The sequence below is a fragment of the Novosphingobium sp. CCH12-A3 genome (assembly GCF_001556015.1).
Lineage (GTDB): Bacteria > Pseudomonadota > Alphaproteobacteria > Sphingomonadales > Sphingomonadaceae > Novosphingobium > Novosphingobium subterraneum.
The window spans coordinates 1-21961 of record NZ_LSIA01000287.1; the positions used below are offsets into that span (position 1 = coordinate 1).

Genomic DNA, 21961 nt, shown 5'->3' on the forward strand with positions numbered 1-21961 from the left:
CACCCGAAGTCTACATCGCCGTCGGCATCTCGGGCGCGATCCAGCACCTTGCCGGCATGAAGGACAGCAAGACCATCATCGCCATCAACAAGGACGAGGACGCCCCGATCTTCGCAGTGGCCGACATCGGCCTCGTCGGCGACCTCTTCACGCTCGTCCCGGAACTGACCGGCAAGCTCTGAACCCCACCCCACCACAACGCCACGCTGGAGTGTTTCCCCGGGGAAACACTCCAAATGGGTTAATAGCCCCGCTTGCGAGAGCGGGGCTTTCTGTTTCTCTTGTTCGTGACTAAGCTAATGTACATGAACAAGACTTCCCGGACGCTGGGCACGTATGCCGCCATCTTCGCGATGGCAGCGATCCCGCGGCCGCTGCTCGCCTCCACGCCCGAAATGCTGTCCTCTCGCACTGCATGGATCGTGCACTATGCCGATGACAGCTGCCGCCTCGGCCGGGAGTTCGGTGCCGAGGGCGAGAAGATCATGGTCATGCTCGACCAGTTCGCGCCGGGCGACGTCTACCACATAACCTTGGCAGGGAAGGGCACGGAGCGGCTGGGAAAGACCGGCAGCGATGCCGACATGGGTTTCGGCCCGGAGCTGGCTCTGCAGAAGCAGGTGGGTCTGATGCGAGGCACGAATACGGCGGGCGAGCCGGTCGTGGTGCTCGGGCCGCTCGACTTGCTCAACCGCGATTCTGAAGGGGCCCATCCGCCTGCGACTGCAGCCGAAGTTGCGAAAATTCGCGAGTTGCGGATCAGGAGAAAGTCGGAGGACCTGACCTTCAGACTGGGAACGATGACTTCGGCACTGGCTGGAATGAGGACCTGCACCGCGGATCTCGTCAAGCTGTGGGGGCTTGATCCGGTCCAGCAACAGAATCTCGCCAGCCTTCCTGCTCCTCTGACGTCTCCAAGCAAGTGGCTGAAGTCGTCCGACTATCCGAAGCGCTGCGCAAGAACGAGCAGGCCCTCGTCAGCTTCAGGCTGATGATCGACGCAAGCGGGACGCCGACGCTCTGCCGGATTCAGGTCGCCACCCAATCGCCCGAGTTCAAGGAGCTCACGTGCGAGCTGCTGATGAAGCGCGCCCGCTTCGAGCCTGCGAGGGACCGGTCGGGCACCGCTGTGCCCAGCTATCACGTCAACACGGTGAGATGGATTGTCGCCGACTGAGTTGCATGCCATGCAACTGCAAATCCGTCCTTCGCACTTGCAGAATCGGGCTCGGAATCGCACATAGGAGAGGCCTTTCAGGCATCCTCTCCCAAACTTTCCAAGGCTGGTCTTCGGACCGGCCTTTCTTTTTGCGCAATTGACTCGTGGGAAGGTAGCTGTGGCCTGTCAGGCCCTGCGATAGTCCGCGATGATCTCGCCACATTCGGCCAGCTCGGCCTCGTGGCCTTCCTCGCGCCACGCTTCGTCCAGTGCCTCCGCTTCCCACTGCCGCATTGCCGGGTGGTCGAGCATGTGATCGACCCAGGCCTGTCCTTGCCCGACATCGAGGCCATAGGTGCGGATGCGAAAGGCGACGGGGGCGAAGAAGGCATCCAGCGCGGTGAAGGCGGAGCCGGCGAGCCATGGGCCGCCAAAGCGCTCCAGCCCTTCCTCGAAGATCTCGCGCACCCGCGCCACGTCACGCACGAGGGCAGGCCGCATCGGGCGAGGCGTGACCCGCACCCCGACATTCATCGTGCAGTCGTTGCGCAGCGCCGAGAAGCCGCCGTGCATTTCGGCCACGGCGCAAATGGCGAAGGCGCGCGCCGCTTCATCGGCGGGCCAGACGCCGTCGTGCCGCTCGGCCAGGTAGAGCGCGATGCCCAGCGAATCCCACACGGTCCGCGCGCCATCGAGCAGGACCGGCACCTGCCCGGTAGGCGAGAAGGCACGAAACTCATCGTAGTTTGAGGGCTTGGTGAAAGGCTCGACCCGATCGGTGAAGGCAATGCCGAGCGCCTTCATCAGCACCCATGGTCGCAATGACCAGCTCGAATAATTCCGGTTCGCCGTGATCAGGACATAGCTCACCGGGACACTCCTCTTGTCATTCGACGTAATGCGCCGTCGTGCGGGCGCGGACCTCCTCGGCCGATACGCCCGGCGCGCATTCGATCAGCTTGAATGGGGAATTGTGGTCGGGCCGCTGGAAAACCGCAAGGTCGGTGACGATCATGTCGACCACGCCCTTGCCGGTAAGCGGCAGGGTGCAGGCGGGGATGAACTTGGGGTCGCCGTTCTTGGCGCAGTGCTCCATCACCACGATGATCTTCTTGACGCCTGCGACGAGATCCATCGCGCCGCCCATGCCCTTGATCATCTTGCCCGGAATCATCCAGTTGGCGATGTCGCCATTTTCGGCCACTTCCATCGCACCCAGCACGGTCAGGTCGATCTTGCCGCCGCGGATCATCGCGAAGGACTGCGCGCTGTCGAAATAGGCCGAGTGCGGCAGCTCGCTGATGGTCTGCTTGCCGGCGTTGATCAGGTCCGCGTCCTCTTCCCCGGCGTAGGGGAACGGGCCGATGCCGAGCATGCCGTTTTCGGACTGCAAGGTCACGGTCATGCCCGCGGGCACGTGGTTGGCCACCAGCGTCGGGATGCCGATGCCGAGGTTCACGTAGAATCCGTCCTGCAGTTCGCGTGCGGCGCGCGCTGCCATCTCGTCGCGGCTCCAGCCGGTCTTCAGCCCGTCATGCGTGGTCATCGGTCTAAGCTCTTTCGTGTCGGATCACTTGATGGGGGGCGGCGCCAGGAACCAGCCTGCGCCGATGAATTGTTCGAGCGCGATGCCGACCGGACCGTCGGGATTGCGCAGATAATCGAAAACCTCGTCGAAATCGGCCTTGCGATCACCCACGATGGCCAGGACGCACCACTCCGCGTCGGCTCGGTCAAGCAGTTGCTGCTTGCGCGTTTCGGCTCCTGAGAGGAGCATGACCTTGTCGATGCCGAGCGGGTCCAGCCCGGTCGCCTTGAGCGTCGTGCCAAGCCGCTTGGACTGCGTCTGCGGCAACGAGGCGACCCAGACCACTGCCGTACCGGTGCCGCGAATGCGCCGGAGATGATTGGCGAGGCCTTGTTCCGGCGCAGGCGGATCGTCCAGATCGAAGGTGCCTGTGCCGGGATCGAGATCGATCAGTACGGCGCTGCGCTGGTCGGCGCAGGCACGCATCCGGGGAACCTCGACCAGACTGCGCTGGTCGAGCAAGGCCGATTTGCGGACCTTGCCAGTCCTGCCGGCCTCCGCCTGTGCCAGCACATAGGCGGCCATCGCCGCATAGGGATCTGCGCTGTCGGCCAGAGATCCTGCCATCCCTGCGGGCTGAGCAGCAGGGGGCTGAACCGGAATTGGTGGGGCAGGCTCGGCCTCGGCAACGGCCGGAGCCAGCAGCGGCGGGACAGCGGAAACCCCTTGGCCAATCGAGACTTCGGGGCGTGGCGTCGTGGCAGCGGCTTCGCCGCCGCCCTTTCCCTTGGCAGCCTTGGCCCCCAGCGCACCGGTTGCTGCCAGCGGCGCGATGGCGGCAGCGACGCAGCCCGAAAGCTGCGTTGCCGCCAGCGCCGCCAGCAGGGGCAGCGCGCGACGGATCACGCGGCCTCCCGCTCGCGCACGGTGCGGAACTCGATCTTCTTGTCGTAAGGCGCGCCGACGATCATGCGCTGCACATAGACGCCGGGAAGGTGAATGCTGTCCGGGTCAAGCGAGCCTGCGGGCACGACTTCCTCGACCTCGACCACGCAGACCTTGCCGCAGGTGGCAGCGGGCACGTTGAAGTTGCGTGCAGTCTTGCGGAACACGACGTTGCCAGTCTCGTCTGCCTTCCACGCCTTGACTAGCGCGATGTCGGCGAAAATGCCGCGTTCGAGGACATATTCCTGTCCGTCAAAAATTTTGGTTTCCTTGCCCTCGGCAACGAGCGTGCCGACGCCGGTCTTGGTGTAGAAGCCGGGAATGCCGGCGCCACCAGCGCGCATGCGCTCTGCCAGAGTGCCCTGGGGGCAAAATTCGACTTCGAGTTCACCCGAGAGGTACTGCCGTTCGAACTCCTTGTTCTCGCCAACGTAGCTGGAGATCATCTTTTTGACCTGCCGCGTGCGCAGCAGCTTGCCGATGCCCTCGTTGTCGATTCCGGCATTGTTCGAGGCGAAGGTGAGGTCCTTTACGCCCGAATCGCGCACGGCATCGAGCAGGCGCTCTGGAATGCCGCAAAGACCGAAACCGCCGCAGGCAATCAGCAGGCCATCGCGCAACAGGCCATCGAGCGCAGCAGTGGCATCGGCATAGAGCTTCTTCGACATCGGCAGACTCTCCTTTTCGCCTGAGGTGCTAGCACAGGATACAAATTGAAAAGAGCGATTGTTTTTTATCACAATCGATAAGAGTCTCTGATTAATGAAACGGATTGCGATCTACCATCTGGAAACGCTGCTGTGGATCGCGCGGCTCGGCACCTTTCGCGCTGCGGCCGAGAGGCTGAACACCACGCAGCCCGCCATATCCGCCCGGGTACGCGAGATCGAGGAGCAGTTGGGCATCGCGATCTTCCGCCGGGAGGGGCGCAACATGGTGTTGACCGCGCGCGGGCGGCGGCTGGTGCAGGAGTGCGAGCCGCTGTGGGCAGGGTTCGAAAAGGCGCTGCTGACGGCGTCCGGCTTCGAGGGCGCCAGCGGTGTCGTGCGGATCGGTTCAGGCGAGATTGCCGCAGCATCGTGCCTGCCGGGCTTCGTCCATGCAATCGAGCGAGACCTGCCCGGGGTGACGCTGGAGCTGGAGCTGGACCTGACCGCGCGCATGTTCCAGCAACTGCTTGGCGGGACAATAGATCTGGCCTTTCTCGCCGGGCCCGTTGCGAGCCCGGGCATCCGGACCACGCCTATCGGTTCAGTCGGCCTCGTCTGGGCAGCGAGCGCGCGGACAGCAGCGGCGGGCGGCTTTGCCAATGCCTTGCCGGTGTGGTCGATTCCGGATCTCTCGCCGCTGCACGGCGTGACGATGGAGACGCTCGAAGCCAACCGCGTCACGCCGCGCTCGATCGGCACCTGCAACAACGTGCGCACGTTGATCGATATCGTTACCGGCGGCGGCGGCGCGGCAGTGCTGCCCGAGCCGATGGTGCCTCCCGCCCGCAAGATCCGCTTCGAAGTGGCCATCCGCAACACCGAGAGCGATCCGCTGGTGCTGGAACTGTTCCGGCGGGCGAGCGAGCTGAGGATCGACGGCACGCCCGGCTGATATACGAAAAAGGCCACCGTTCCCGGTGGCCTCGTTCGTTTCGCCTGTTAGGCCTTGAAAGGCTTATTCGCCCTTCTTGTCGGCCCAGACGTTCTTCTTGGCAAGGTATGCCAGAACCGTGGCGACCAGCAGGAAGCCAAGGACGGCCCAGCCGGTCTGCTTGCGCTTGTCCAGCTTGGGTTCAGCGGTCCAGATCAGGAATGCCGAGACGTCCTGAGCCATCTGGTCGACAGTTGCCTTGGTGCCATCCGAATAGGTCACCTGATCCTCGCCGGTCAGCGGCGCTGGCATCGAGAGGTTCAGGTTGGCGAAGTACGGGTTGTAGTACAGGCCATCCGGAGTCTTGGCATCCGGGAACTTCTTGAGCAACTCAGCAGGCTGTTCCTGATAACCGGTCAGCAGCGACGCGACGTAGGCGCCACCGTTGTGACGAGCCTTGGTGATCAGCGACAGATCCGGCGGGCTGCCCTGGCCGGCGTAGTACACGGTCGGGAAGTAGTCCGACGGGATGTTGTCACGCTCTGCGCGCTCACCGGTCTTCGGATCGAAGGTGGGCTGCTTGGTGCCCCACTCCTTAGCGATCGCCTTCACTTCGGCTTCCGAGTAGCCGAGGGCGGCGAGGTCACGGAAGGCGACGTGCTTGAGCGAGTGACAAGTGGCGCAGACTTCCTTGTAGACCTGGAAGCCGCGCTGCAGCTGCTGCTTGTCGAACTTGCCGAAGGCACCGTCGGACGCGAACTTCACGTCCTTGGGGTGCAGGTGGAACTCGTGCTCTGCCGTGGGGGCAGCGGGTTCCGAGATCGCCGAGTAGGCGCCATTGCCGAACGACCAGAGCAGTGCGACGGCGAAGAAGAGGCCGACTAGGGGGCCAAAAAGACGGACCATGGGGTTCTCTTTCTCTTGCGCTTCGTACCGGCTCAGGCGGCCGCAGGGTTGGCGTTGAGCACTGCGCTCTCATCCTTGCCGAGCACGGCTTCGGTGATCGAGAACGGAAGCGGTTCCGGCTTCTCGATCGACGAGACGATCGGCAGGATGATGAGGAAGTGCGCGAAGTAGTACAGCGATGCCAGCTGGCTGAGCATCACGTAGGGCTCTTCGGCCGGAGCGCCACCGCAGTAGAACAGCACAGCCATGGTCGGGATCAGGCCGAACCAGAAGAACTTGCGGAACAGCGGACGGTAGTGGCCCGAACGCACCGGCGAGGTATCCAGCCAGGGCAGGAAGAACCACACGAGGATCGCGCCGAACATCGCCAGCACGCCCATGAGCTTCGCCGGAATGAAGAAGAAGTCATAGGTGAAGGCGCGCAGGATCGCGTAGAACGGCCAGAAGTACCATTCCGGAACGATGTGCGCAGGCGTCGAAAGCGGGTTTGCCGGGATGTAGTTGTCCGGGTGACCCAGTGCGTTCGGTGCGAAGAACAGCACAGCGCAGTAGATCAGCAGGAACACGCCCAGGCCGAAGCCGTCCTTCGCCGTGTAGTACGGGTGGAACGGAACGGTGTCGCTTTCCCTCTTCACTTCGACGCCGGTCGGGTTCGACGAGCCGGGGATGTGCAGCGCCCAGATGTGCAGGATGATGACACCCGCGATCACGAAGGGCAGCAGGAAGTGCAGGCTGAAGAAGCGGTTGAGCGCAGCGTTGTCGGGCGCATAGCCGCCCAGCAGCCACACCTGCAGCGGTTCGCCGACGACCGGGATCGCGCCGAACAGGCCGGTGATGACCTTGGCACCCCAGAACGACATCTGGCCCCAGGGCAGCACGTAGCCCATGAACGCCGTTGCCATCATCAGCAGGAAGATGACGACGCCGAGCAGCCAGATCATCTCGCGCGGGGCCTTGTACGAGGAGTAGAAGAAGCCGCGGAAGATGTGGAGATAGACGACGACGAAGAACGCCGAAGCGCCGTTGGCGTGCGCGTAGCGCAGCATCCAGCCCCAGTTCACGTCGCGCATGATGTGCTCGACGCTGTCGAAGGCAACGCCAGCGTTCGCGGCATAGTGCATCGCGAGGATGACGCCGGTCACGATCTGAAGCACGAGGCAGAAGCCGGCGAGAACGCCGAAGTTCCACATGTAGTTCAGGTTGCGCGGAACCGGATAACCGGCGCCGACTGCGTTGTAGACGAAGCGGGGCAGCGGCAGCTTCTCGTCAAGCCACTGCGTCAGGCCATTGGCCGGCTTGTATTCGTTTGCCCAGGGAAAGCTCATGTTGCCTGTCCTCAGCCGATCTTCACGACAGTGTCGGAGATGAATGCATATTCGGGCACCTCGAGGTTCTTCGGTGCCGGACCCTTGCGGATGCGCGCGGCGGTATCATAGTGCGAACCGTGGCACGGGCAGAAATAGCCGCCAAACTCGCCCTTCACTTCGCCTTCGCCCGCGCCCAGCGGCACGCAGCCGAGGTGGGTGCAGACGCCCATGGTGATGAGCCAGTTGGTCTTGCCTTCCTTGGTGCGCTCTTCCAGCGTCTGCGGATCGCGCAGCGAGGATGCATCCACCTTGTCGGCGGCAGAGACTTCTTCCGGCGTCAGGTTGCGGATGAACACCGGCTGCTTGCGGAAAACCGCCTTGATCGCCTGGCCCGGCTGGATCGCCGAAATGTCGATTTCGGTGGAGCTCTGCGCCAGGACGTCCGCCGACGGCGCCATCTGACTTACCAGCGGGACCAGCACGGCAGCGCCGCCAACCCCCGCAAAACTCACCGCCGCGATATTGATGAAATCGCGCCGGCGCACGCCTTCTTCGGCCTGTGCCGAAGTGTCGATGCTTGCCTGTTCAGCCATTGAAATTCCCTGCCTGCTGCCGCCGCGCACGCGGATCGCGCACGGTCCAACTTGCCCCTTTGGAACGGCTCTGGAAATTGCCCATGGGGCTAACCACATGAACACCGGAACCGCACGGGAACCGGGCACGCGCAAATGCACGGCCGCGGCCCCCACTTGGCGCGCCTGATAGACGCAAAGCCACGGCTTTGCCAACAGGCATTTTGGTGCGGGAAACAGCCCTTATCAGGCCCTGTATTTCCGGGCGATTTCAAGCTTGCGACAATGGGTGGGGCGCGGTTTGCGCCTCAGGCGAATCCGGCGCCCTGTGGCCAATGCGGCCCTGCGAGTCCCATGACCTTGAACAGGACACCCATCTGCCCTTCGCCAGTCAACCGTTCGCGCGCGGCCTGGATTGCCTCGGCATGGGTCGGCGCATAGGCCGCCAGCGCGTCTGCCCGCGCATCAATCCCCAGCGCGCGCAGCCAGCGCCCCTGTTCGACCGTGCCGAGCCATTGCACTCCTCGCGAAAGCGCGACCGGAGCCAGTGCCGAAAAATCGACATGCGCGGTCAGGTCTGCGTCACCCGGATTGGAAAAGACATCGACCTTGCGATGCGCGCGCACCGCCTGGAGCGAAGAGCCGGTGCGGGGTTCGGCATGGCCATAGTCGATGAACAGCGCGGCGCCGCCCTGTCCGGCCAGCCTGCCCGCCACTTCGTAGACGACCGCTGCCGAAGCCGGGGATGTTTCGAGAATCGTGCCTTCCGGTGCTTCATGCCGACCCTGCGGCACGGCGGCATCCATCGGCGCCGTCCCTGCGACCGGGATCAGGCGCCCATCGGCAATGCCGACCATGCGTTCGCGCCAGCCAGCCGGCGCGCGCACAAGCTGACGCACCGGCAGCGCATCGAGGAACTCGTTGGCAATGATCAGCAGGGGGCCGTCGGTCGGCAAGGTCGACAGGTCGGCATGCCAGAAGGCTGCGGGATGGAGTTCGAGCTGCAGCGCCTTGAGCGCGGTGCTCGTCTCCACGAAATGCACGCGGGGCGTCAGGCCATAGCGGCGCGCCGCGCCCAGCGCATCGCGTGCCAGCGTGCCGCGCCCCGGCCCAAGCTCGACATAGTGAATCGGCTCGGGCCGCCCGGCGCGAATCCAGATGTCGGCCATCCACAGGCCGATTAGTTCGCCGAACATCTGGCTGATTTCGGGCGCGGTGATGAAATCGCCCGCCGTTCCGAAAGGATCGCGGCTGGAGTAATAGCGCGCGTTGGATTCTGCCATGTAGTGCGCCACGCTGATCGGACCGGTATTGGCGATCAGGCGGGCGAAGGTCTCCAGCAGCGATGCACTCACGCCGGAAGCGCTCCGCCCGTTGCCACGGGTTGGCGCATCAAGCCGCGCAGCAGGAAGAACAGGCCCACGGCCATCATCGGGATGGTCAGCCACTGCCCCATCGAAAGGCCGCTCTGCATGGCAAGGTCCAGCAACTGGGCATCGGGCTCGCGGAAGAACTCGACGGTGAAGCGCGACAGGGCATAGCCCAGCGTGAAGGTGCCGACGAGCAGGCCCGGCCGCCAGCGCGCCCTGGTCTTCCAGAACAGCACAAGCAGGACGATCGCCAGCACGAGTCCTTCCAGGATGGCCTCGTAGAGCTGGCTGGGGTGACGGGCGACCGGACCGCCGCCGGGAAAGACCATCGCCCAAGGCACGCCGGGACCGGCCTCGCGGCCCCACAATTCTCCGTTGGCGAAATTGGCAAGGCGGCCGAACAGCAGGCCGAACGGCACGCAGACCGAGATGTAGTCGCACACGCGCACGAAGTTGAGCTTGCCGCGCCAGGATACCCAGGCGATCGCCAGCACGGTGCCGATCAACCCGCCGTGGAAGCTCATCCCGCCTTCCCAGAGCTTGATCAGGTTCTCCGGATGCGTCAGCAGTTCGGGGGCATAGAAGATCGCATAGCCCAGCCGCCCGCCGAGGATGATGCCGAGCGTTGCATAGAAGAACAGGTCGTCGGCATGGCGCTGCGCCATCGGCGCACCGGGCTGACGCAGCATCTTCAAAAGGTGCCAGTAGCCCAGCACGATACCGGCAAGATAGGCCAGCGAATACCATTTGAGCGCAAAGAACCCGAGATCGAGCGCGATCGGCCCGACGCCCAGATCCTCCCAGCGAATCGGCGTATGTCCGGCAGTTGCGGATGCCGACGCTACGGCAAGCGCGGTTGCTGTTGACACTAGTGACAGCAAGAGATGAACTCCCTAGAACTTTCAGGACAGAATGTTTTGGTTGGCCCGTTTTCGTGCTGTCAAACGCGCCCAATGGGGTAACGTATTGGCACAGGGAAAAGGTTGCAGGCAAACCCGAAAAAGGCGCGAAACAAGACAGCGTCAGGGTGAGGAGACGAAAGGGTAACATGAAGACCGAGCTGGACCTCGCCATGGACAGCGCCTTTGGCGCGCTCACTGCCGAAGGTGGCATGTTCCACACCGTCCCGATCGAGCGGTTCGGGCAGCAGTTGCCGATGATCGCCGCCGCACCGCCGCACCTGCCGGCCTACTTTGCCTACTTCTGCGCGACGCAGGGCGAGAAGACCTTCATCGTCGATGGCGACACCCGCCTGAGCTTTGCCGATGTCTACAAGGCGGCGCGCCATGTCGCGGGTGGTCTTGTCGAAGGGCTGGGCTTGCAGAAGGGCGAACGTGTGGGGCTGGCGGCACGCAATTCGGCCAACTGGGTCATCGCCTACATGGGCGTGCTGATGGCAGGCGGTTGCGCCACGCTGCTCAACGGCTGGTGGCAGGGCGAGGAACTGGCCCACGGCATCGATCTGGTGAAGTGCCGCTTCGTCATTGCCGACGCTGCGCGTGCCGCCCGGCTCGAAGGTCACGCGCACGGCGCGCAGCTCCTGCCGATGGGCCACGATTGCCCTTACGAAGAGGGCCTTGCCGCGCTGCTCGCAAACGGTGGCGGAATGGAAACCATCCTGCCCGACCTTACCGGAGACGATCTGGCCACGGTGCTATTCACCTCGGGCTCGACCGGCATGGCCAAGGGCGCCTATTCCGATCACCGCGGTGTCGTGCAGGGCACGATGAACTACGTCTGCCAGTCGGCGGCGATGCTGGCGATCCTGACGGCGCGGGGCGAAGGCCCGGCAGAAGGTTCGCAGCCGGTAACGCTGGTAAACGTGCCGCTGTTCCATGTGACCGGCGAAGTGCCGGTGTTCCTCCAGTCCTTCGCGCTGGGTCGCAAGCTGGTACTGATGCCCAAGTGGGACGCAGTGGAGGCAATGCGCCTGATCGAGCGCGAGAAGGTGACCTACTTCGTCGGCGTACCGCTGATGAGCTTCGAGATCGCCACCCATCCGGACCGCGACAAGTACGATCTTTCGACCTGCGTCTCGTTCGCCGCCGGTGGCGCGCCGCGCCCGGTCGAGCACGTCGACCGCATCCGCAAGGCACTGCCCCATGCCTTCCCGTTGCTGGGCTATGGCCTGACCGAGACCAATGGCGTCGGCTGCGGCAACCTGAACGAGAACTACCTCGCCAAGCCCGGCAGCACCGGCACGGCCTCGCGCCCGCTGGTCGATCTCGCCATCCTCGACGATGATGGCAACCCGCTGCCGCAAGGCCAGGTTGGCGAGGTGTCGATCCGCTCGATCTGCAATTTCCTCGGCTATTGGGACAACGAGAAGGCCACGCGCGAAGCGATCATGCCCGATGGCTACTTCCGCACCGGCGACCTCGGCTACCTCGATCCGGAAGGCTACCTGTTCATCGTCGACCGCAAGAAGGACATCATCATTCGCGGTGGCGAGAATATCTCGTGCATCGAGGTGGAAAGCGCGATCTACGCTCACCCCTGCATCGCCGAAGCCAGTGTGTTCGGCCTGCCCGACGAGAAGTTCGGCGAAGTGCCCGCCGCCGTTTATCTTGCGAAGGAGGACTGCTCGGCCACCGAGGAGGAACTGCGCGAATTCCTCAAGGCGCACATCGCTCCATTCAAGATCCCGGTGCGCTTCTGGGAAGTGACGGAACCGCTCCCACGTCTCGGCACCGAGAAGGTCGACAAGCGCACCCTGCGCGAACGCTATACCAAGGAATTCCTTACGGCTTGACCGGCTGGGCAGGTTCGTGAGTTCAGACGCTCACGAACTTGCCGGCCGCGCGGTCCTTGCGAACCTTAAGGCCATCGAACACCTGGCCGCTCATCGCGATCCACACGCCGGGCGCCGCCACCTGCGCCGTGGCGAAGGCCATGCCGAGATTGAAGTGCGCGTCGGTCTCGGCAAAGCGCGCCGGTGACAGGGCGCCCGTCAGCACGATGGTCTTGCCGGCAATGTCGCTGAGCGCATTGGCCGTTTCGGTCATCGTATCCGTGCCATGGGTAATGACGACATGGCGCTCGGGCGCCTCGCGCACCGCGGCGGCAATCAGCGCGCGGTCGGCGTCGGTCAGTTCGAGGCTGTCCTTGCGCATCAGTTCCATCACCCGGAACGGCAGCGCCACGCGCGCCTCGGCGATCAGCGCGGGGATTCCGCTCTCGACGATCTGGTATTCGCTCAATGCGTCGAAATAGGCCTTGTCGATGGTGCCGCCAGTGGTCAGCACGAGGATCGGTTCTTGTTGCATGGCCAAGCCCTTAGCCGAGCGTCAAGGCTGCGGCTAGTTGCCCGGCGGGGGAGGTGGCGGCGGGGCGGACCCCGTTGTCTGGCTGGGCAGCGCCTGCCCGCCCGGAAGGCCTGCGCCCGGCGCCCCGCCCGAAAAGCCCCAGCCCTGCTGCGGTGCCGGCGGTCCCATCAAACCGCGCGGCAATGCCGGGCGGGGCGAAGGGTCGGAAGTAGGCCCGGCAGTCTCGCGCGAGGGCTGCGCCGGGGTCGACGCAAGCTGCGCTTCGGGCACTGCCACGGGCGGCGCTACCGGGACCGACTCCTGTGCATCCGGCCTCTTTTCAGCCGCCGCACCGCTTCCGCGCGCCGCCGGAGGCAGGGGGACTTGCGCCAATTGCACCGGAGTTTCTGCCGCAGGCACCGCGATTGCGGAGGGCTGGGCTGCGGGTTGCTGCCGCGCCATCACAGCGGTTGGCCCGCCCGGTTGAACCGGGTTGTGCGCTGGCTGGCCAAGCAGCACGACTGCGGCAATAGCTGCCGCAGCAGCGGCAAGGCCGCCGACGGCAAACCGCACGCGCGAAGGCGCAGCCACCCGAGCGGGGCGAGCTTCAGCGCCAGTGAATGGAATCAGCTGCGCCGTTTCGCGCGGCGTCGACGGCTCTGCGACGGGTGCGGCTTCGGCGGAAAGCTGCGGCAACGCCGTAGCCTGCGCCACGATCCGCGCCGCAAGCCCCGGCGGCATTGCAGGACGCGGCGCCTTGTTCAGCATCGCATCAAGCGCCGCGCTGGCCTTCGCGGGGGAGACGGGAACCTCGCGCGCCATCACGCGTGGGCCTCGAGATCGGCACAACCGACGTCGCGCGCTTCCAACAGCGTGCGCATCTGCCTGCGGGCCCTGAACAGCAGCGATTCCATCGCCTTGATATTGAGGTCCAGAACCTCGGCTGCAAGAGCGTTCGAAAATCCTTCGTAATAACAAAGCACCAGCGCAGCCCGATAGCGCTCGGGCAAGTCACCCAGCGCGGCAGCTACGGCCTGCGAGGCTTGGTCAGCCTCGATCCGGCGATCGGCAGACGGGGTCTCGTCAGCAGGATCTGGCATCGTGTCGACCGTGACCACGCGGAAGCGGCGCTTGCGATCGAAGCACAGGTTCATCGTCACGCGGTGCAGCCAGCCGACGAGGCCAGCGCCGGTCGGCGTCCAGCGCGGGGCGTTCTGCCACAGGCGGGCAAAGCAGTCCTGCAGCACGTCCTCGGCCTCGGCCGCATCGGACAGCATGCGCATGGCCACGCGATAGAGCGCGGGCGAATGGCGATCGACCAGCAGCGTGAAGGCGTCGACCGACCCACGCGCAACCTCGCGCATGAGGGCCGCGTCATCCAGCGCCTCGCGATGGATCGGAGCCGCAGCGGGAATCGGGCTGTCTTCAGCCGACACCGCTTCCGAGCGCAGATCGCCGTAGAAGGTCAAGGATACCCGCCGTTTCGCACCAATCCCCGGCCCAAGCGCAGGGGATTCCACGTACCCTGCCTGCCGGTTCCCAAGTGAACAACAGATTTACGGGAACTTAAGACACGGTTCGTCGCAATTATTTGCACGCCCCGGCGAAGGGTTGGCCGGCGCGCTCCGTTAGGTCCCGCGGAGGCAACCGGCTTTGCGGCCACAAGTCCTCCGACCTGTCGATCGGACAGCGGGGCCTGCCTCGCCATCCGGCACTCGGCCCGCGCCGACCGCACCCCGGCGCGGGCCATCTTTATCGGAATTCATGAGGGGTTTATGGACCGTCTTCACAGCACAACCATTCTGTCGACGCTGACTGGAGCCTCTCTGGCTCTCGTCCTCATGGCGCCTCAGGCGGCCCATGCCGACACCACCGTCAGCACCAGCACCACCGCGCCGCTCAAGACCTCGACCGCCGGGAACGTCACCGTCGCCAGTGGCGGCACCATCACGCTGGGCTCGGGCGGCACCGCGGTCACGGTCGATTCGAACAACACCGCCACCGTCGCATCGGGCGGCACCATCACCAACACCGGCGGCAAGGACGGCGACACCGGAATCACCGTCGAGGCCGGGCGCAACACCACGGTGACCAACGGCGGCACGATAACCGTGACCGAAAGCTTCAACGGCGCCGATACCGACAACAACGGCACCGTCGATGGCCCGATCGCTTCGGCCAGCAACCGCTATGGCATTCTGGTCGGCGCAGGCGCGACGACCACGGCAACGCTCAAGAACACCGGCACGATCACCGTCGAAGGCCTCAATTCGGGCGGCATGGTCGCCAAGTCTGACCTCACCGGCAGCGTTTCCAATACCGGCACGATCAAGGTACTGGGCGACAACAGCGTCGGCATCGGCACCAGGGGCGTGTCGGGCAACGTGACGGTCGAAGGCACCGTTGCCGTGGTCGGCGCGGGCGCGCAGGGCCTTGTCGTTGGCGGCAATGTCGGCGGCGCGGTGCGCATACAGGGCGCGATCTCGCAAAGCTCGTCCTACACCAATGACGCCGGCACCACGAAGACGCTTTCCCGCACCGACTTGCGCACCGGCAAGGCCGCAGTGGAGATCGGCGGCAGCGTCGCGGGCGGCATCCTGCTCGACGCGGCCCCCTATGACCTCGACAGCACCAAGACCGACGAGGACAACGACGGCGTGGCCGATGCCTCCGAAGTCACCGGCACGATCAACTCGGTCGGCAACAGCCCCGGCATCCTCGTTGGCGCGGCGGGCGACATCGTGATCGGCAAGGTCAAGGGTCGCGACGGCGAATTCTCGCTCGCGCTCGACGGCAACGTCACGGCCAATGCCGTCTACAGCAATACCGATGCCTATGCGGTCGTGATCGGCGGCAAAGGTGGCACGGTGACCATGGCCAACGGCATCGGCGTCTCGGGCACGGTCAGCGCGACGACGGTCGACCAGAAGGCAGTCGCCATCCTGATCAACGAAGGCTCGACCGTGCCCAGCCTGTCGAACAGCGGCACGATCAAGGCCACGCTGTCCTCGCCGGGCGAAGGCACTGCCTATGCCATCCAGGACAAGTCGGGCACGCTGACCAGCCTCGACAACACCGGGTTCATCTCGGTTTCGGGGACAAGCGGCGATGACCTGCGCGCGATCGACCTGACCGCCAACACCAGCGGCGTGACGATCAAGCAGTACCTCAACGCGATCGACAAGAAGGCGCAGGACGCCGAGAAGGCCGCCAGCGGCTACAACTCCGCCAACCCGACGATCTACACCTCGATCACCGGCAACATCCACACCGGCAGCGGCAATGACGTGCTCGACGTGGCTTCGGGCCGGATCTTCGGCAACAGCTTCCTCGGCGCGGGCAACGATTCGGTCCTGCTTTCGGGCGACAGCGGCTATGTCGGCAACATCGATTTCGGCGCGGGCACGGCCACGATGACGATGGGTGACACCGCCTTCTTCATCGGCAAGCTGGACATTGGCGGAAACGCGGGAACGCTCACCCTTGGAGGGACCTCGATCTTCTCGGGTACCCTTGCCAATGCTGGCCAACTGGACGTCACGGTCAACGGCGGCAGGTTCGGCGCAAGCAGCGCGGCGACCCTCTCATTTGACAGCCTCACCGTGAACTCGGGCGGTGCTCTCAACGTCTATATTGACGGCACTACGGGCACCTCCTCCCTGATCGACGTCAACACCGCGACCTTCGCCACCGGCTCGAAGGTCACCGCCACGATCACTTCGCTCGACAAGGCGGTCGGCAACTACACTTTCCTCAAGGCAGACACGCTGACCGGTGCGCCGGTGTTCGATGCAACCAACACCCAGCTGCCGGTCCTGTTCAACGGCGCGATCAACCGCGTCGGCGAGACCCTGGTGCTGGCCGTGACGCGCAAGACCGCGGCGCAGCTTGGCCTGACCGCTCCGCAGGCCGCCGCCTATGATGCGATATACAAGCAGGGCACGGCCGTGGCCAATCTTGGCAGCAGTTTCCTGCAGGTGGAGGATGCTGCCGCGCTGCAGGGACAGTTCAATCAGCTCCTGCCCGACTACGCCGGTGGCGTGTTCGATTTCGTCACCCGTTCGGGCCGGATCGCCTCGCGCCACCTGATGGACGACAGCTCGATCTTCGACATCAGCGAAGTTGGCGGCTGGTTCGAACCGGTCTACTTCCGCGGGACCAAGGACCAGACCGGCACGGCGGCGTTCGAGGTCAAGGGTTGGGGCCTTTCAGCCGGGCTGGAGCGCGATATCGGCGCGGGCTATCTCGGCCTGTCGTTCCTTTATACCAAGGGCGACATCACCACCTCGGACTACCAGAAGACCGATGCGAGCAACTACGAGCTTGGCCTGTTCTGGCGTCTCGCTTCCGGTCCGTTCTACGCCTTTGCCAAGGCCTCGGGCGGCCGTGTCTCGCTGAATTCGACGCGGCAGTTCACCGGCGCCGTCAATGGCTCTGCTCTTTCGTACACCGCCAATGGCCGGTGGAAGGGCTGGACCGTAGGCGGCCAGGGCGGCGTGTCCTACCGCGCCGATCTCGGCAGCAACCTCTCGCTCAAGCCGATGGCCAAGTTCGACTACTATCGCCTGAGCGAAAAGGGCTACACCGAGACCGGCAGCGAACAGATCGCGCTGTCCGTCGCCAAGCGCACCTCGGACCTGCTGACCGGCACCGGCAGCCTCACCGCCTCGTGGAGCGCGGGCGAGGTCAACCGCGACGAGCGCCCGCTCACGCTGGAGCTGGAAGGCGGCTACCGCGCACGGCTCGCCGGAACGCTCGGCGATACGGTGGCGAACTTCGAGGACGGCGACCAGTTCCGCCTGGTGGCCGACCGCATGAAGTCAGGCTGGACGTCCGAAGCGCGCCTGCTGATGGGCGGCATGGACTACACCTGGCAGCTGGCCGGTGGTGCCGAACAGATCCAGGGCGGCGTCGATTACTCGATCCGCGCGTCGCTCAGCATCGCGTTCTGATCGAAGCGACATCAAAAAAAGGGGCGGGCGGACAAACTGCCGCCCGCTTCGTTTCGGGCCTCCTTTGTCTCAAACCAGTGCGTTTGCCTTTGCAATCGCGCCCAGCACGGCCGCACTTGGCTTGGCCTTCCGCTCGAACGTCACCGGGTCATAGCTGGCGAGGCCGAACTTGGGCCGGTAGCCGAAGATCCACTCGAAGTTGTCGACCAGCGACCAGTGACAATAGCCGATCACCGGCACGCCATCGTCGATCGCCTGCTTGAGGCCCGCGAGCGAAGGCGGAATGAACGCGGCGCGCACGGCGTCGTCATCGGTGCCGACGCCGTGCTCGGAGACCAGCACCGGCACGCCCGTCGCCGCATGGGCATACCGCACGGCGCCCGCCAGTGACGGTGGCCAGACTTCCGTACCTGAAAAATTGCGCATGCCGCCTTCGGGCGGAGGAAGCCTGCCCTTGTCGCCCCACAAGGCGCGCTCGTAGTTCTGCACGCCGATGAAGTCGTCGGCCCTGGCCACTTCAAGCCATGACCCGTAAAGCTCGCCGCGCATGCGATCGCGGATCGAGTTCTTGCCCACCGCCTGATCGTCCAGCATCGCCAGCGACACGCCGACCGGAAGGTCCGGCCGCACCGCCTTGATCGCCGCGCGGCCCGCCTTGTGCGCGGCCAGCAGTCCGACTTGCAGTGCCGGCAGGTCTTCATAAGCCGCCACGTTGCCGCAAACCATTTTTTCCACGCCGAGCCGCTTGGCCGCCGTATCGAGCGTCAGCTTCTGGATATCCCACACCGGCTTTGGAAGCATGGGCTTGAGCAGCAACAAGATGTTGGGCTCATTCAGCGTGATCGCACTGTGCATCTGCGCGCCCATCGCCTGCGTCACGCGGGTGCAGTAGCGGGCGAACAGCTCGGCGCTTTCGGGGTTGGTCCAGCCGCCCTGCGCGCTGAACCACAGGGGCGCGCTGAAGTGGCTGTAGGTGACGACCGGTGCGAGTCCCCGCGCCCGGCAGCCTTCCACGATCCGTCGATAGTGCCCCAGCATGCCCGTGCTGAACCGCCCCTTGACCGGCTCGATCCGCGCCCATTCCACCCCGAAACGATAGGTATTGAGCCCGATCGACTTGGCCAGGTCGAGGTCACGCTCCCACAACAGGAAACTGTTGGCCGCATCGCCCGAAGGCTCGGCAAAGACGGTGGGCTGCTGGTGTTCGAGATACCACAGGTCTGACGTGGTATTGTTACCCTCGATCTGGTGCGGCGCGGTCGATGCGCCCCACAGGAAACCCTCGGGAAAGCGCGGGCTGGGTACCGGTTTGCGGGTGCCCTTCGCAGAGAGCGAGGCACCGCTTGCAGCAAGGGCAGCAACGCCCCCGGCGAGAACGGAACGGCGATCGATCATGGTTTCTCCCAAGGCTTTGCCGCCCGGCCTACGCCGCGCAAGCCATCAGGTAAAATAACCGATTATCGCCCCGTTATCGGCCCAGCCTATGCCTCGGCGAGGACATCCAGCATCGCCCGCCCCAGCGGCGGCAGTCCCCGCTCCGCCAGATAGCGCACGCCCACGCTGCGCTCGAAGGTCGCCTCGCCGATCGCAATGGCCCGCAACACGCCGATGGTCAGCTCTGCCGCCGCTACCGTACGCGGCAGGATCGTCACGCGGTCGCTATGGCGGACGATGGCCTTGGTCGTCAGCAGCGAATCGCAGCGGATCACGTTCTGCGGCACGGCCACACCGGCAGCCAGGAACAGCGCATCGACCTGGCGCCGGAACGCGCCTTGCGCTTCGGGCAGGACCCACGGCAAGTCGGCCACCTCGCGCAGCGAAACACTGTCGCCCAAGGCATCGTGCCGCCGCCCCACGATCAGGGCAAAGGAATCGCGCGAGGCCGTCACTTCAACCAGATCCGGCGGACAGGCTTCGATCTCGGTCGTCACGAAGGCAAGGTCGAGCGAACCCTTGCGCAGAAGATCGGTCAGTTGGGGATCGGGCCGCTCGATCACGCTCAGCGCGAAGGGACCGACGCGCTCCTCCAGCCGCGCCACTGCCTGCGGCAACAGGCTGACCAGCGCGCCGGGCGTCCCGCCGATCCGCAACGGCCCGGCCACATTGCGCGCGGCGTGGTCCACCTCGACTGCCGCCGTCTCCAGCAGCCGCACCATCGCCTCGGCCCGCTCGCGCAGTGCCTCGCCCTCGCGCGTCAGCACGATACCGCTGCGCGACCGCGCGAACAGCGTCACCCCCAGCCGCTGCTCCAGCAGCGAGATCGTGTTCGAAACTGACGGCTGCGAGATATTCAGCGCCCGCGCCGCGCCGCTGATCGATCCGGTCTCGCACACCCGCCAGAACGTGGCGACAGCACGGGGATCAAGGCGGAGGCGCGAAGGGGGCTTGCTCATGACTCTGGCTTAGCCTGCAAGCATAGCCTGTGTCTATGTTATAAGCCTCAGGGATCTACCCTACGGGCCTTGTCACCCCCGTGACAATCATTGTCATCGGACATCGCGCAACCCCCGCGATAGCTGGAATGCCATCATCCAGTCGCGAGGGGTACGATGGCGACCAAGCACCTTTTCCTGCAGGCGACGGCCTGCGCCATGGCCGTGGCGGCCGCGCTGCCAATGCCCGCGTTCGGCCAGGCGAACAAAGCCGAAGCCCGCTATGCCGCACTTGCCGCGCAGGAGCGCCAGAAGGCCGGAGACCCGGCGTTCGACTACGCCCTCGGTCTGGCAGCGTCGGACGCCGGGCACTATGGCGAAGCCATCGTCGCCCTGCAGCGGGTGCTTGCCCGCCAGCCCGACAATGCCCCGGCCCGCGCCGAACTGGCCCGCGCCTATGCCCTGGCCGGTGACATGGACACCGCCCGCAGCCAGTTCGCCACCGTGGTCGACGATCCGACCATCCCCGACCCGGTCCGCCAGCGCTTCACCGGCTTCGTCCGCCAGTTCGACAGGCAGATCAAGGGCGGCGGCTCCGACCTTTCGGGCTTCGCGGAAAGCGCTTTCGGGCACGACAGCAACATCAACTCCGCCACCCAGCTCACCTCGATCACCATCCCGCTGTTTGCCGCGCTTGGCCCCGGCACCCTGGGCAACAACGCCCGCGCCCAGAAGGACAAGTTCTACGACATCTCAGGCGGCATCTCGGGCGTCAGCGCGATCAGTCGGCAGGACCGCGTGTTCGGCTCGCTCCTCGGCAACTTCCGCGACAATCTGGACTCTGCCGCCTTCGATCAGGCCAGCCTCACCGGGACGGCAGGCTTTGCCCACACTTTCGCCAACCGCGATGTCGCCTCGCTTTCGGGGCAGGTGCAGAAGTACTGGCTCGGCCACAAGGGCTTCCGCACTGCCTATGGCGCGATCGGCCAGTACACGCATATGCTGCCCGGCGGCAAAGCCCTCTCCGCCTCGGTCCAGTACACCCGCTTCGATTATGACCGCGATCCCTTGCGCGATGCAGACCGCTTTGCCGTGGGCCTCGGCCTTGCCGCGCGCCAGTTCTCGGTCAACCTGATCGGCGGGCACGAGGAAACGCGCAGCCAAGCAGGCGATGCCGAATCCAACACTTTCGCCGGAGCGAGCGCCGGTGCCGAAATCCAGATTGCGCCCAAGGTCGCGGTCGTCGGCGGCGTGGCGTTCGACTTGCGCCGCTATGACCGCGCCGACCTGCTGTTCATGCGCAAGCGCCATGACGAGCGCGTCGATGTGACCGCCGCGGTCAAGTTCGCCATCCTGCCGCGCCTGTTCCTCCAGCCCAAGGCCACCTGGTCGCGCAACTGGTCGAACATCGCCCTCTACGATCACGAACGCTGGACCGTGCAGGCCGGCGCGCGCTTCGAATTCTGATCCGGGAGACCAGCCCCATGAAAGCCTCAGCCCTCACCGCCCTCCTGATCGGAGCCTCCACTCTCGCTCTCGCCACCCGTGCCCAGGCGCAGGAAGTGGTCTTTGCTGACAATGCCGATCTTGCCGCCGCCGCCCTGCGTGGCGAGCGCGTCACGCAAGGGTCAGGCGTCACCCAGATCCGCCTGTCCAGCGGCGCGATGCTTTCATTCGTCGAAGGCGCGGAGTTCCAGCTGCGCCCCGATGGCTCGGTCGATCTCTTCAAGGGTAACGTCACCGTCACCGGTGCAGGGATGAGCGAAACGCTCGTCCGCCTCGGCGGTCAGGGGACGGGCAAGATCGCGGGCGCAGGCTCGTCCGGCAGCTTCTCGGTTGCCACTGACGCCAACGGCAAGACCATGGTCACGGGTCGCGTCCTGACCGGCCTTGCCAGCATTGCCAACGGGCGCGAGGAACGGCGCTTCAACGCCGGGCAGGCATGGGAAGTTGCCAACGGCCACCCCCGCCTTGCCACTTCGGCCCCCGTCGCGCCCGCCCCGCGCATGACCCCGCAGCGGCAG

At 65.2% G+C, this 21961-nt stretch carries 22 protein-coding genes; 8 read left to right on the forward strand and 14 right to left on the reverse strand.

Annotation, left to right across the window (positions count from 1 at the left end; all coding sequences use genetic code 11):
- The 3 genes from AX703_RS23110 to AX703_RS23120 form a co-directional block, all read left to right on the forward strand.
- A partial coding sequence (locus AX703_RS23110) for an FAD-binding protein (RefSeq protein WP_197423811.1) occupies positions 1-182 on the forward strand: 182 nt, incomplete at its 5' end.
- 123 nt (positions 183-305) lie between these two features.
- Entirely contained in the window at positions 306-992 is a 687-nt protein-coding gene (locus AX703_RS23115; protein WP_156452187.1) for a hypothetical protein, read from the forward strand.
- The gene (locus tag AX703_RS23120) at positions 992-1177 is read left to right on the forward strand and encodes a hypothetical protein (RefSeq protein ID WP_062347570.1); all 186 of its coding nucleotides are present in this window, start codon (positions 992-994) and stop codon (positions 1175-1177) included. Before AX703_RS23115 ends, AX703_RS23120 begins: the two co-directional genes overlap by 1 nt.
- Before the next feature lie 168 nt (positions 1178-1345).
- Here AX703_RS23120 and AX703_RS23125 read toward each other — a convergent pair whose 3' ends face one another.
- From AX703_RS23125 to AX703_RS23140, 4 genes are read right to left on the reverse strand one after another with little or no spacing between them, the layout of a single operon-like run.
- A complete protein-coding gene (locus AX703_RS23125; protein WP_062347572.1) occupies positions 1346-2029 on the reverse strand; it encodes a glutathione S-transferase family protein in 684 nt (227 codons plus the stop codon).
- A gap of 16 nt (positions 2030-2045) precedes the next feature.
- Positions 2046-2705 (reverse strand): CoA transferase subunit B, encoded by a 660-nt coding sequence (locus AX703_RS23130; protein ID WP_062347574.1) that lies wholly within the window; start codon positions 2703-2705, stop codon positions 2046-2048.
- Positions 2706-2729: 24 nt separating this feature from the next.
- The gene (locus AX703_RS23135) at positions 2730-3593 is read right to left on the reverse strand and encodes a hypothetical protein (protein WP_062347576.1); all 864 of its coding nucleotides are present in this window, start codon (positions 3591-3593) and stop codon (positions 2730-2732) included.
- Positions 3590-4300 (reverse strand): CoA transferase subunit A, encoded by a 711-nt coding sequence (locus AX703_RS23140; RefSeq protein ID WP_062347578.1) that lies wholly within the window; start codon positions 4298-4300, stop codon positions 3590-3592. The genes AX703_RS23135 and AX703_RS23140 overlap by 4 nt, the downstream gene beginning before the upstream one ends.
- Before the next feature lie 94 nt (positions 4301-4394).
- On the opposite strand from AX703_RS23140, the gene AX703_RS23145 reads away from it, so the two are divergent.
- A complete protein-coding gene (locus AX703_RS23145; RefSeq protein ID WP_062347580.1) occupies positions 4395-5234 on the forward strand; it encodes a LysR family transcriptional regulator in 840 nt (279 codons plus the stop codon).
- A gap of 63 nt (positions 5235-5297) precedes the next feature.
- Here the strand turns inward: AX703_RS23145 and AX703_RS23150 are convergent, their stop codons facing one another.
- The 5 genes from AX703_RS23150 to lgt all read right to left on the reverse strand — a co-directional run bounded on the left by AX703_RS23150 (position 5298) and on the right by lgt (position 10237).
- Positions 5298-6119, reverse strand: coding sequence for a cytochrome c1 (locus AX703_RS23150; protein ID WP_062347582.1), 822 nt, complete (start codon positions 6117-6119; stop codon positions 5298-5300).
- 32 nt (positions 6120-6151) lie between these two features.
- Positions 6152-7444: a cytochrome b N-terminal domain-containing protein gene (locus AX703_RS23155; protein ID WP_062347584.1), complete on the reverse strand. Its 1293-nt coding sequence runs from the start codon at positions 7442-7444 to the stop codon at positions 6152-6154.
- Between the two features lie 11 nt (positions 7445-7455).
- The gene (petA, locus tag AX703_RS23160) at positions 7456-8019 is read right to left on the reverse strand and encodes a ubiquinol-cytochrome c reductase iron-sulfur subunit (protein WP_039337156.1); all 564 of its coding nucleotides are present in this window, start codon (positions 8017-8019) and stop codon (positions 7456-7458) included.
- Between the two features lie 287 nt (positions 8020-8306).
- Positions 8307-9353: a class I SAM-dependent methyltransferase gene (locus AX703_RS23165; RefSeq protein ID WP_062347587.1), complete on the reverse strand. Its 1047-nt coding sequence runs from the start codon at positions 9351-9353 to the stop codon at positions 8307-8309.
- Positions 9350-10237, reverse strand: coding sequence for a prolipoprotein diacylglyceryl transferase (lgt, locus tag AX703_RS23170; RefSeq protein WP_231735670.1), 888 nt, complete (start codon positions 10235-10237; stop codon positions 9350-9352). Before lgt ends, AX703_RS23165 begins: the two co-directional genes overlap by 4 nt.
- Positions 10238-10416: 179 nt before the next feature.
- Here lgt and AX703_RS23175 point away from each other — a divergent pair, with 179 nt between their 5' ends.
- A complete protein-coding gene (locus AX703_RS23175) occupies positions 10417-12120 on the forward strand; it encodes a class I adenylate-forming enzyme family protein (protein ID WP_062347591.1) in 1704 nt (567 codons plus the stop codon).
- Positions 12121-12142: 22 nt separating this feature from the next.
- On the opposite strand, the gene AX703_RS23180 is transcribed toward AX703_RS23175, so the two are convergent.
- Genes AX703_RS23180 through AX703_RS23190 form a run of 3 tightly spaced genes read right to left on the reverse strand, consistent with a single transcriptional unit; the run spans position 12143 to position 14082 of the window.
- Positions 12143-12634: an asparaginase domain-containing protein gene (locus AX703_RS23180; RefSeq protein WP_062347593.1), complete on the reverse strand. Its 492-nt coding sequence runs from the start codon at positions 12632-12634 to the stop codon at positions 12143-12145.
- Positions 12635-12667: 33 nt separating this feature from the next.
- A complete protein-coding gene (locus AX703_RS23185) occupies positions 12668-13435 on the reverse strand; it encodes a hypothetical protein (protein ID WP_062347594.1) in 768 nt (255 codons plus the stop codon).
- Positions 13435-14082: an RNA polymerase sigma factor gene (locus tag AX703_RS23190; protein ID WP_082734770.1), complete on the reverse strand. Its 648-nt coding sequence runs from the start codon at positions 14080-14082 to the stop codon at positions 13435-13437. The genes AX703_RS23185 and AX703_RS23190 overlap by 1 nt, the downstream gene beginning before the upstream one ends.
- 306 nt (positions 14083-14388) lie before the next feature.
- On the opposite strand from AX703_RS23190, the gene AX703_RS23195 reads away from it, so the two are divergent.
- A complete protein-coding gene (locus tag AX703_RS23195; RefSeq protein WP_062347597.1) occupies positions 14389-17565 on the forward strand; it encodes an autotransporter domain-containing protein in 3177 nt (1058 codons plus the stop codon).
- A gap of 69 nt (positions 17566-17634) precedes the next feature.
- Here the strand turns inward: AX703_RS23195 and AX703_RS23200 are convergent, their stop codons facing one another.
- Together AX703_RS23200 and AX703_RS23205 are read right to left on the reverse strand one after the other, a co-directional pair.
- Complete coding sequence (locus tag AX703_RS23200) at positions 17635-18960, reverse strand: family 1 glycosylhydrolase (protein WP_062347599.1); 1326 nt, start codon at positions 18958-18960, stop codon at positions 17635-17637.
- Positions 18961-19046: 86 nt separating this feature from the next.
- Positions 19047-19958: a LysR family transcriptional regulator gene (locus AX703_RS23205; protein ID WP_039337142.1), complete on the reverse strand. Its 912-nt coding sequence runs from the start codon at positions 19956-19958 to the stop codon at positions 19047-19049.
- A 156-nt stretch (positions 19959-20114) separates the two neighbouring features.
- Between AX703_RS23205 and AX703_RS23210 the strand changes: the two genes are divergently transcribed.
- Both AX703_RS23210 and AX703_RS23215 read left to right on the forward strand, forming a co-directional pair.
- On the forward strand, positions 20115-21404 hold the full coding sequence (locus AX703_RS23210; protein ID WP_062347601.1) for a tetratricopeptide repeat protein: 1290 nt from the start codon (positions 20115-20117) through the stop codon (positions 21402-21404).
- A gap of 17 nt (positions 21405-21421) precedes the next feature.
- Positions 21422-21961, forward strand: a 540-nt coding sequence (locus tag AX703_RS23215) for a hypothetical protein (protein WP_156452188.1), incomplete at its 3' end; no start/stop codon positions are given.

Bases quoted from the DNA above. Each gene is read 5' to 3' on its own strand.
- AX703_RS23200 (WP_062347599.1), bottom strand. From the start codon at position 18,960: ATGATCGATCGCCGTTCCGTTCTCGCCGGGGGCGTTGCTGCCCTTGCT.
- AX703_RS23210 (WP_062347601.1), top strand. From the start codon at position 20,115: ATGGCGACCAAGCACCTTTTCCTGCAGGCGACGGCCTGCGCCATGGCC.
- AX703_RS23195 (WP_062347597.1), top strand. From the start codon at position 14,389: ATGGACCGTCTTCACAGCACAACCATTCTGTCGACGCTGACTGGAGCC.
- petA (WP_039337156.1), bottom strand. From the start codon at position 8,019: ATGGCTGAACAGGCAAGCATCGACACTTCGGCACAGGCCGAAGAAGGC.
- AX703_RS23130 (WP_062347574.1), bottom strand. From the start codon at position 2,705: ATGACCACGCATGACGGGCTGAAGACCGGCTGGAGCCGCGACGAGATG.
- AX703_RS23205 (WP_039337142.1), bottom strand. From the start codon at position 19,958: ATGAGCAAGCCCCCTTCGCGCCTCCGCCTTGATCCCCGTGCTGTCGCC.
- AX703_RS23185 (WP_062347594.1), bottom strand. From the start codon at position 13,435: ATGGCGCGCGAGGTTCCCGTCTCCCCCGCGAAGGCCAGCGCGGCGCTT.
- AX703_RS23150 (WP_062347582.1), bottom strand. From the start codon at position 6,119: ATGGTCCGTCTTTTTGGCCCCCTAGTCGGCCTCTTCTTCGCCGTCGCA.
- AX703_RS23145 (WP_062347580.1), top strand. From the start codon at position 4,395: ATGAAACGGATTGCGATCTACCATCTGGAAACGCTGCTGTGGATCGCG.
- AX703_RS23175 (WP_062347591.1), top strand. From the start codon at position 10,417: ATGAAGACCGAGCTGGACCTCGCCATGGACAGCGCCTTTGGCGCGCTC.
- AX703_RS23115 (WP_156452187.1), top strand. From the start codon at position 306: ATGAACAAGACTTCCCGGACGCTGGGCACGTATGCCGCCATCTTCGCG.
- AX703_RS23140 (WP_062347578.1), bottom strand. From the start codon at position 4,300: ATGTCGAAGAAGCTCTATGCCGATGCCACTGCTGCGCTCGATGGCCTG.
- AX703_RS23155 (WP_062347584.1), bottom strand. From the start codon at position 7,444: ATGAGCTTTCCCTGGGCAAACGAATACAAGCCGGCCAATGGCCTGACG.
- AX703_RS23120 (WP_062347570.1), top strand. From the start codon at position 992: ATGATCGACGCAAGCGGGACGCCGACGCTCTGCCGGATTCAGGTCGCC.
- AX703_RS23180 (WP_062347593.1), bottom strand. From the start codon at position 12,634: ATGCAACAAGAACCGATCCTCGTGCTGACCACTGGCGGCACCATCGAC.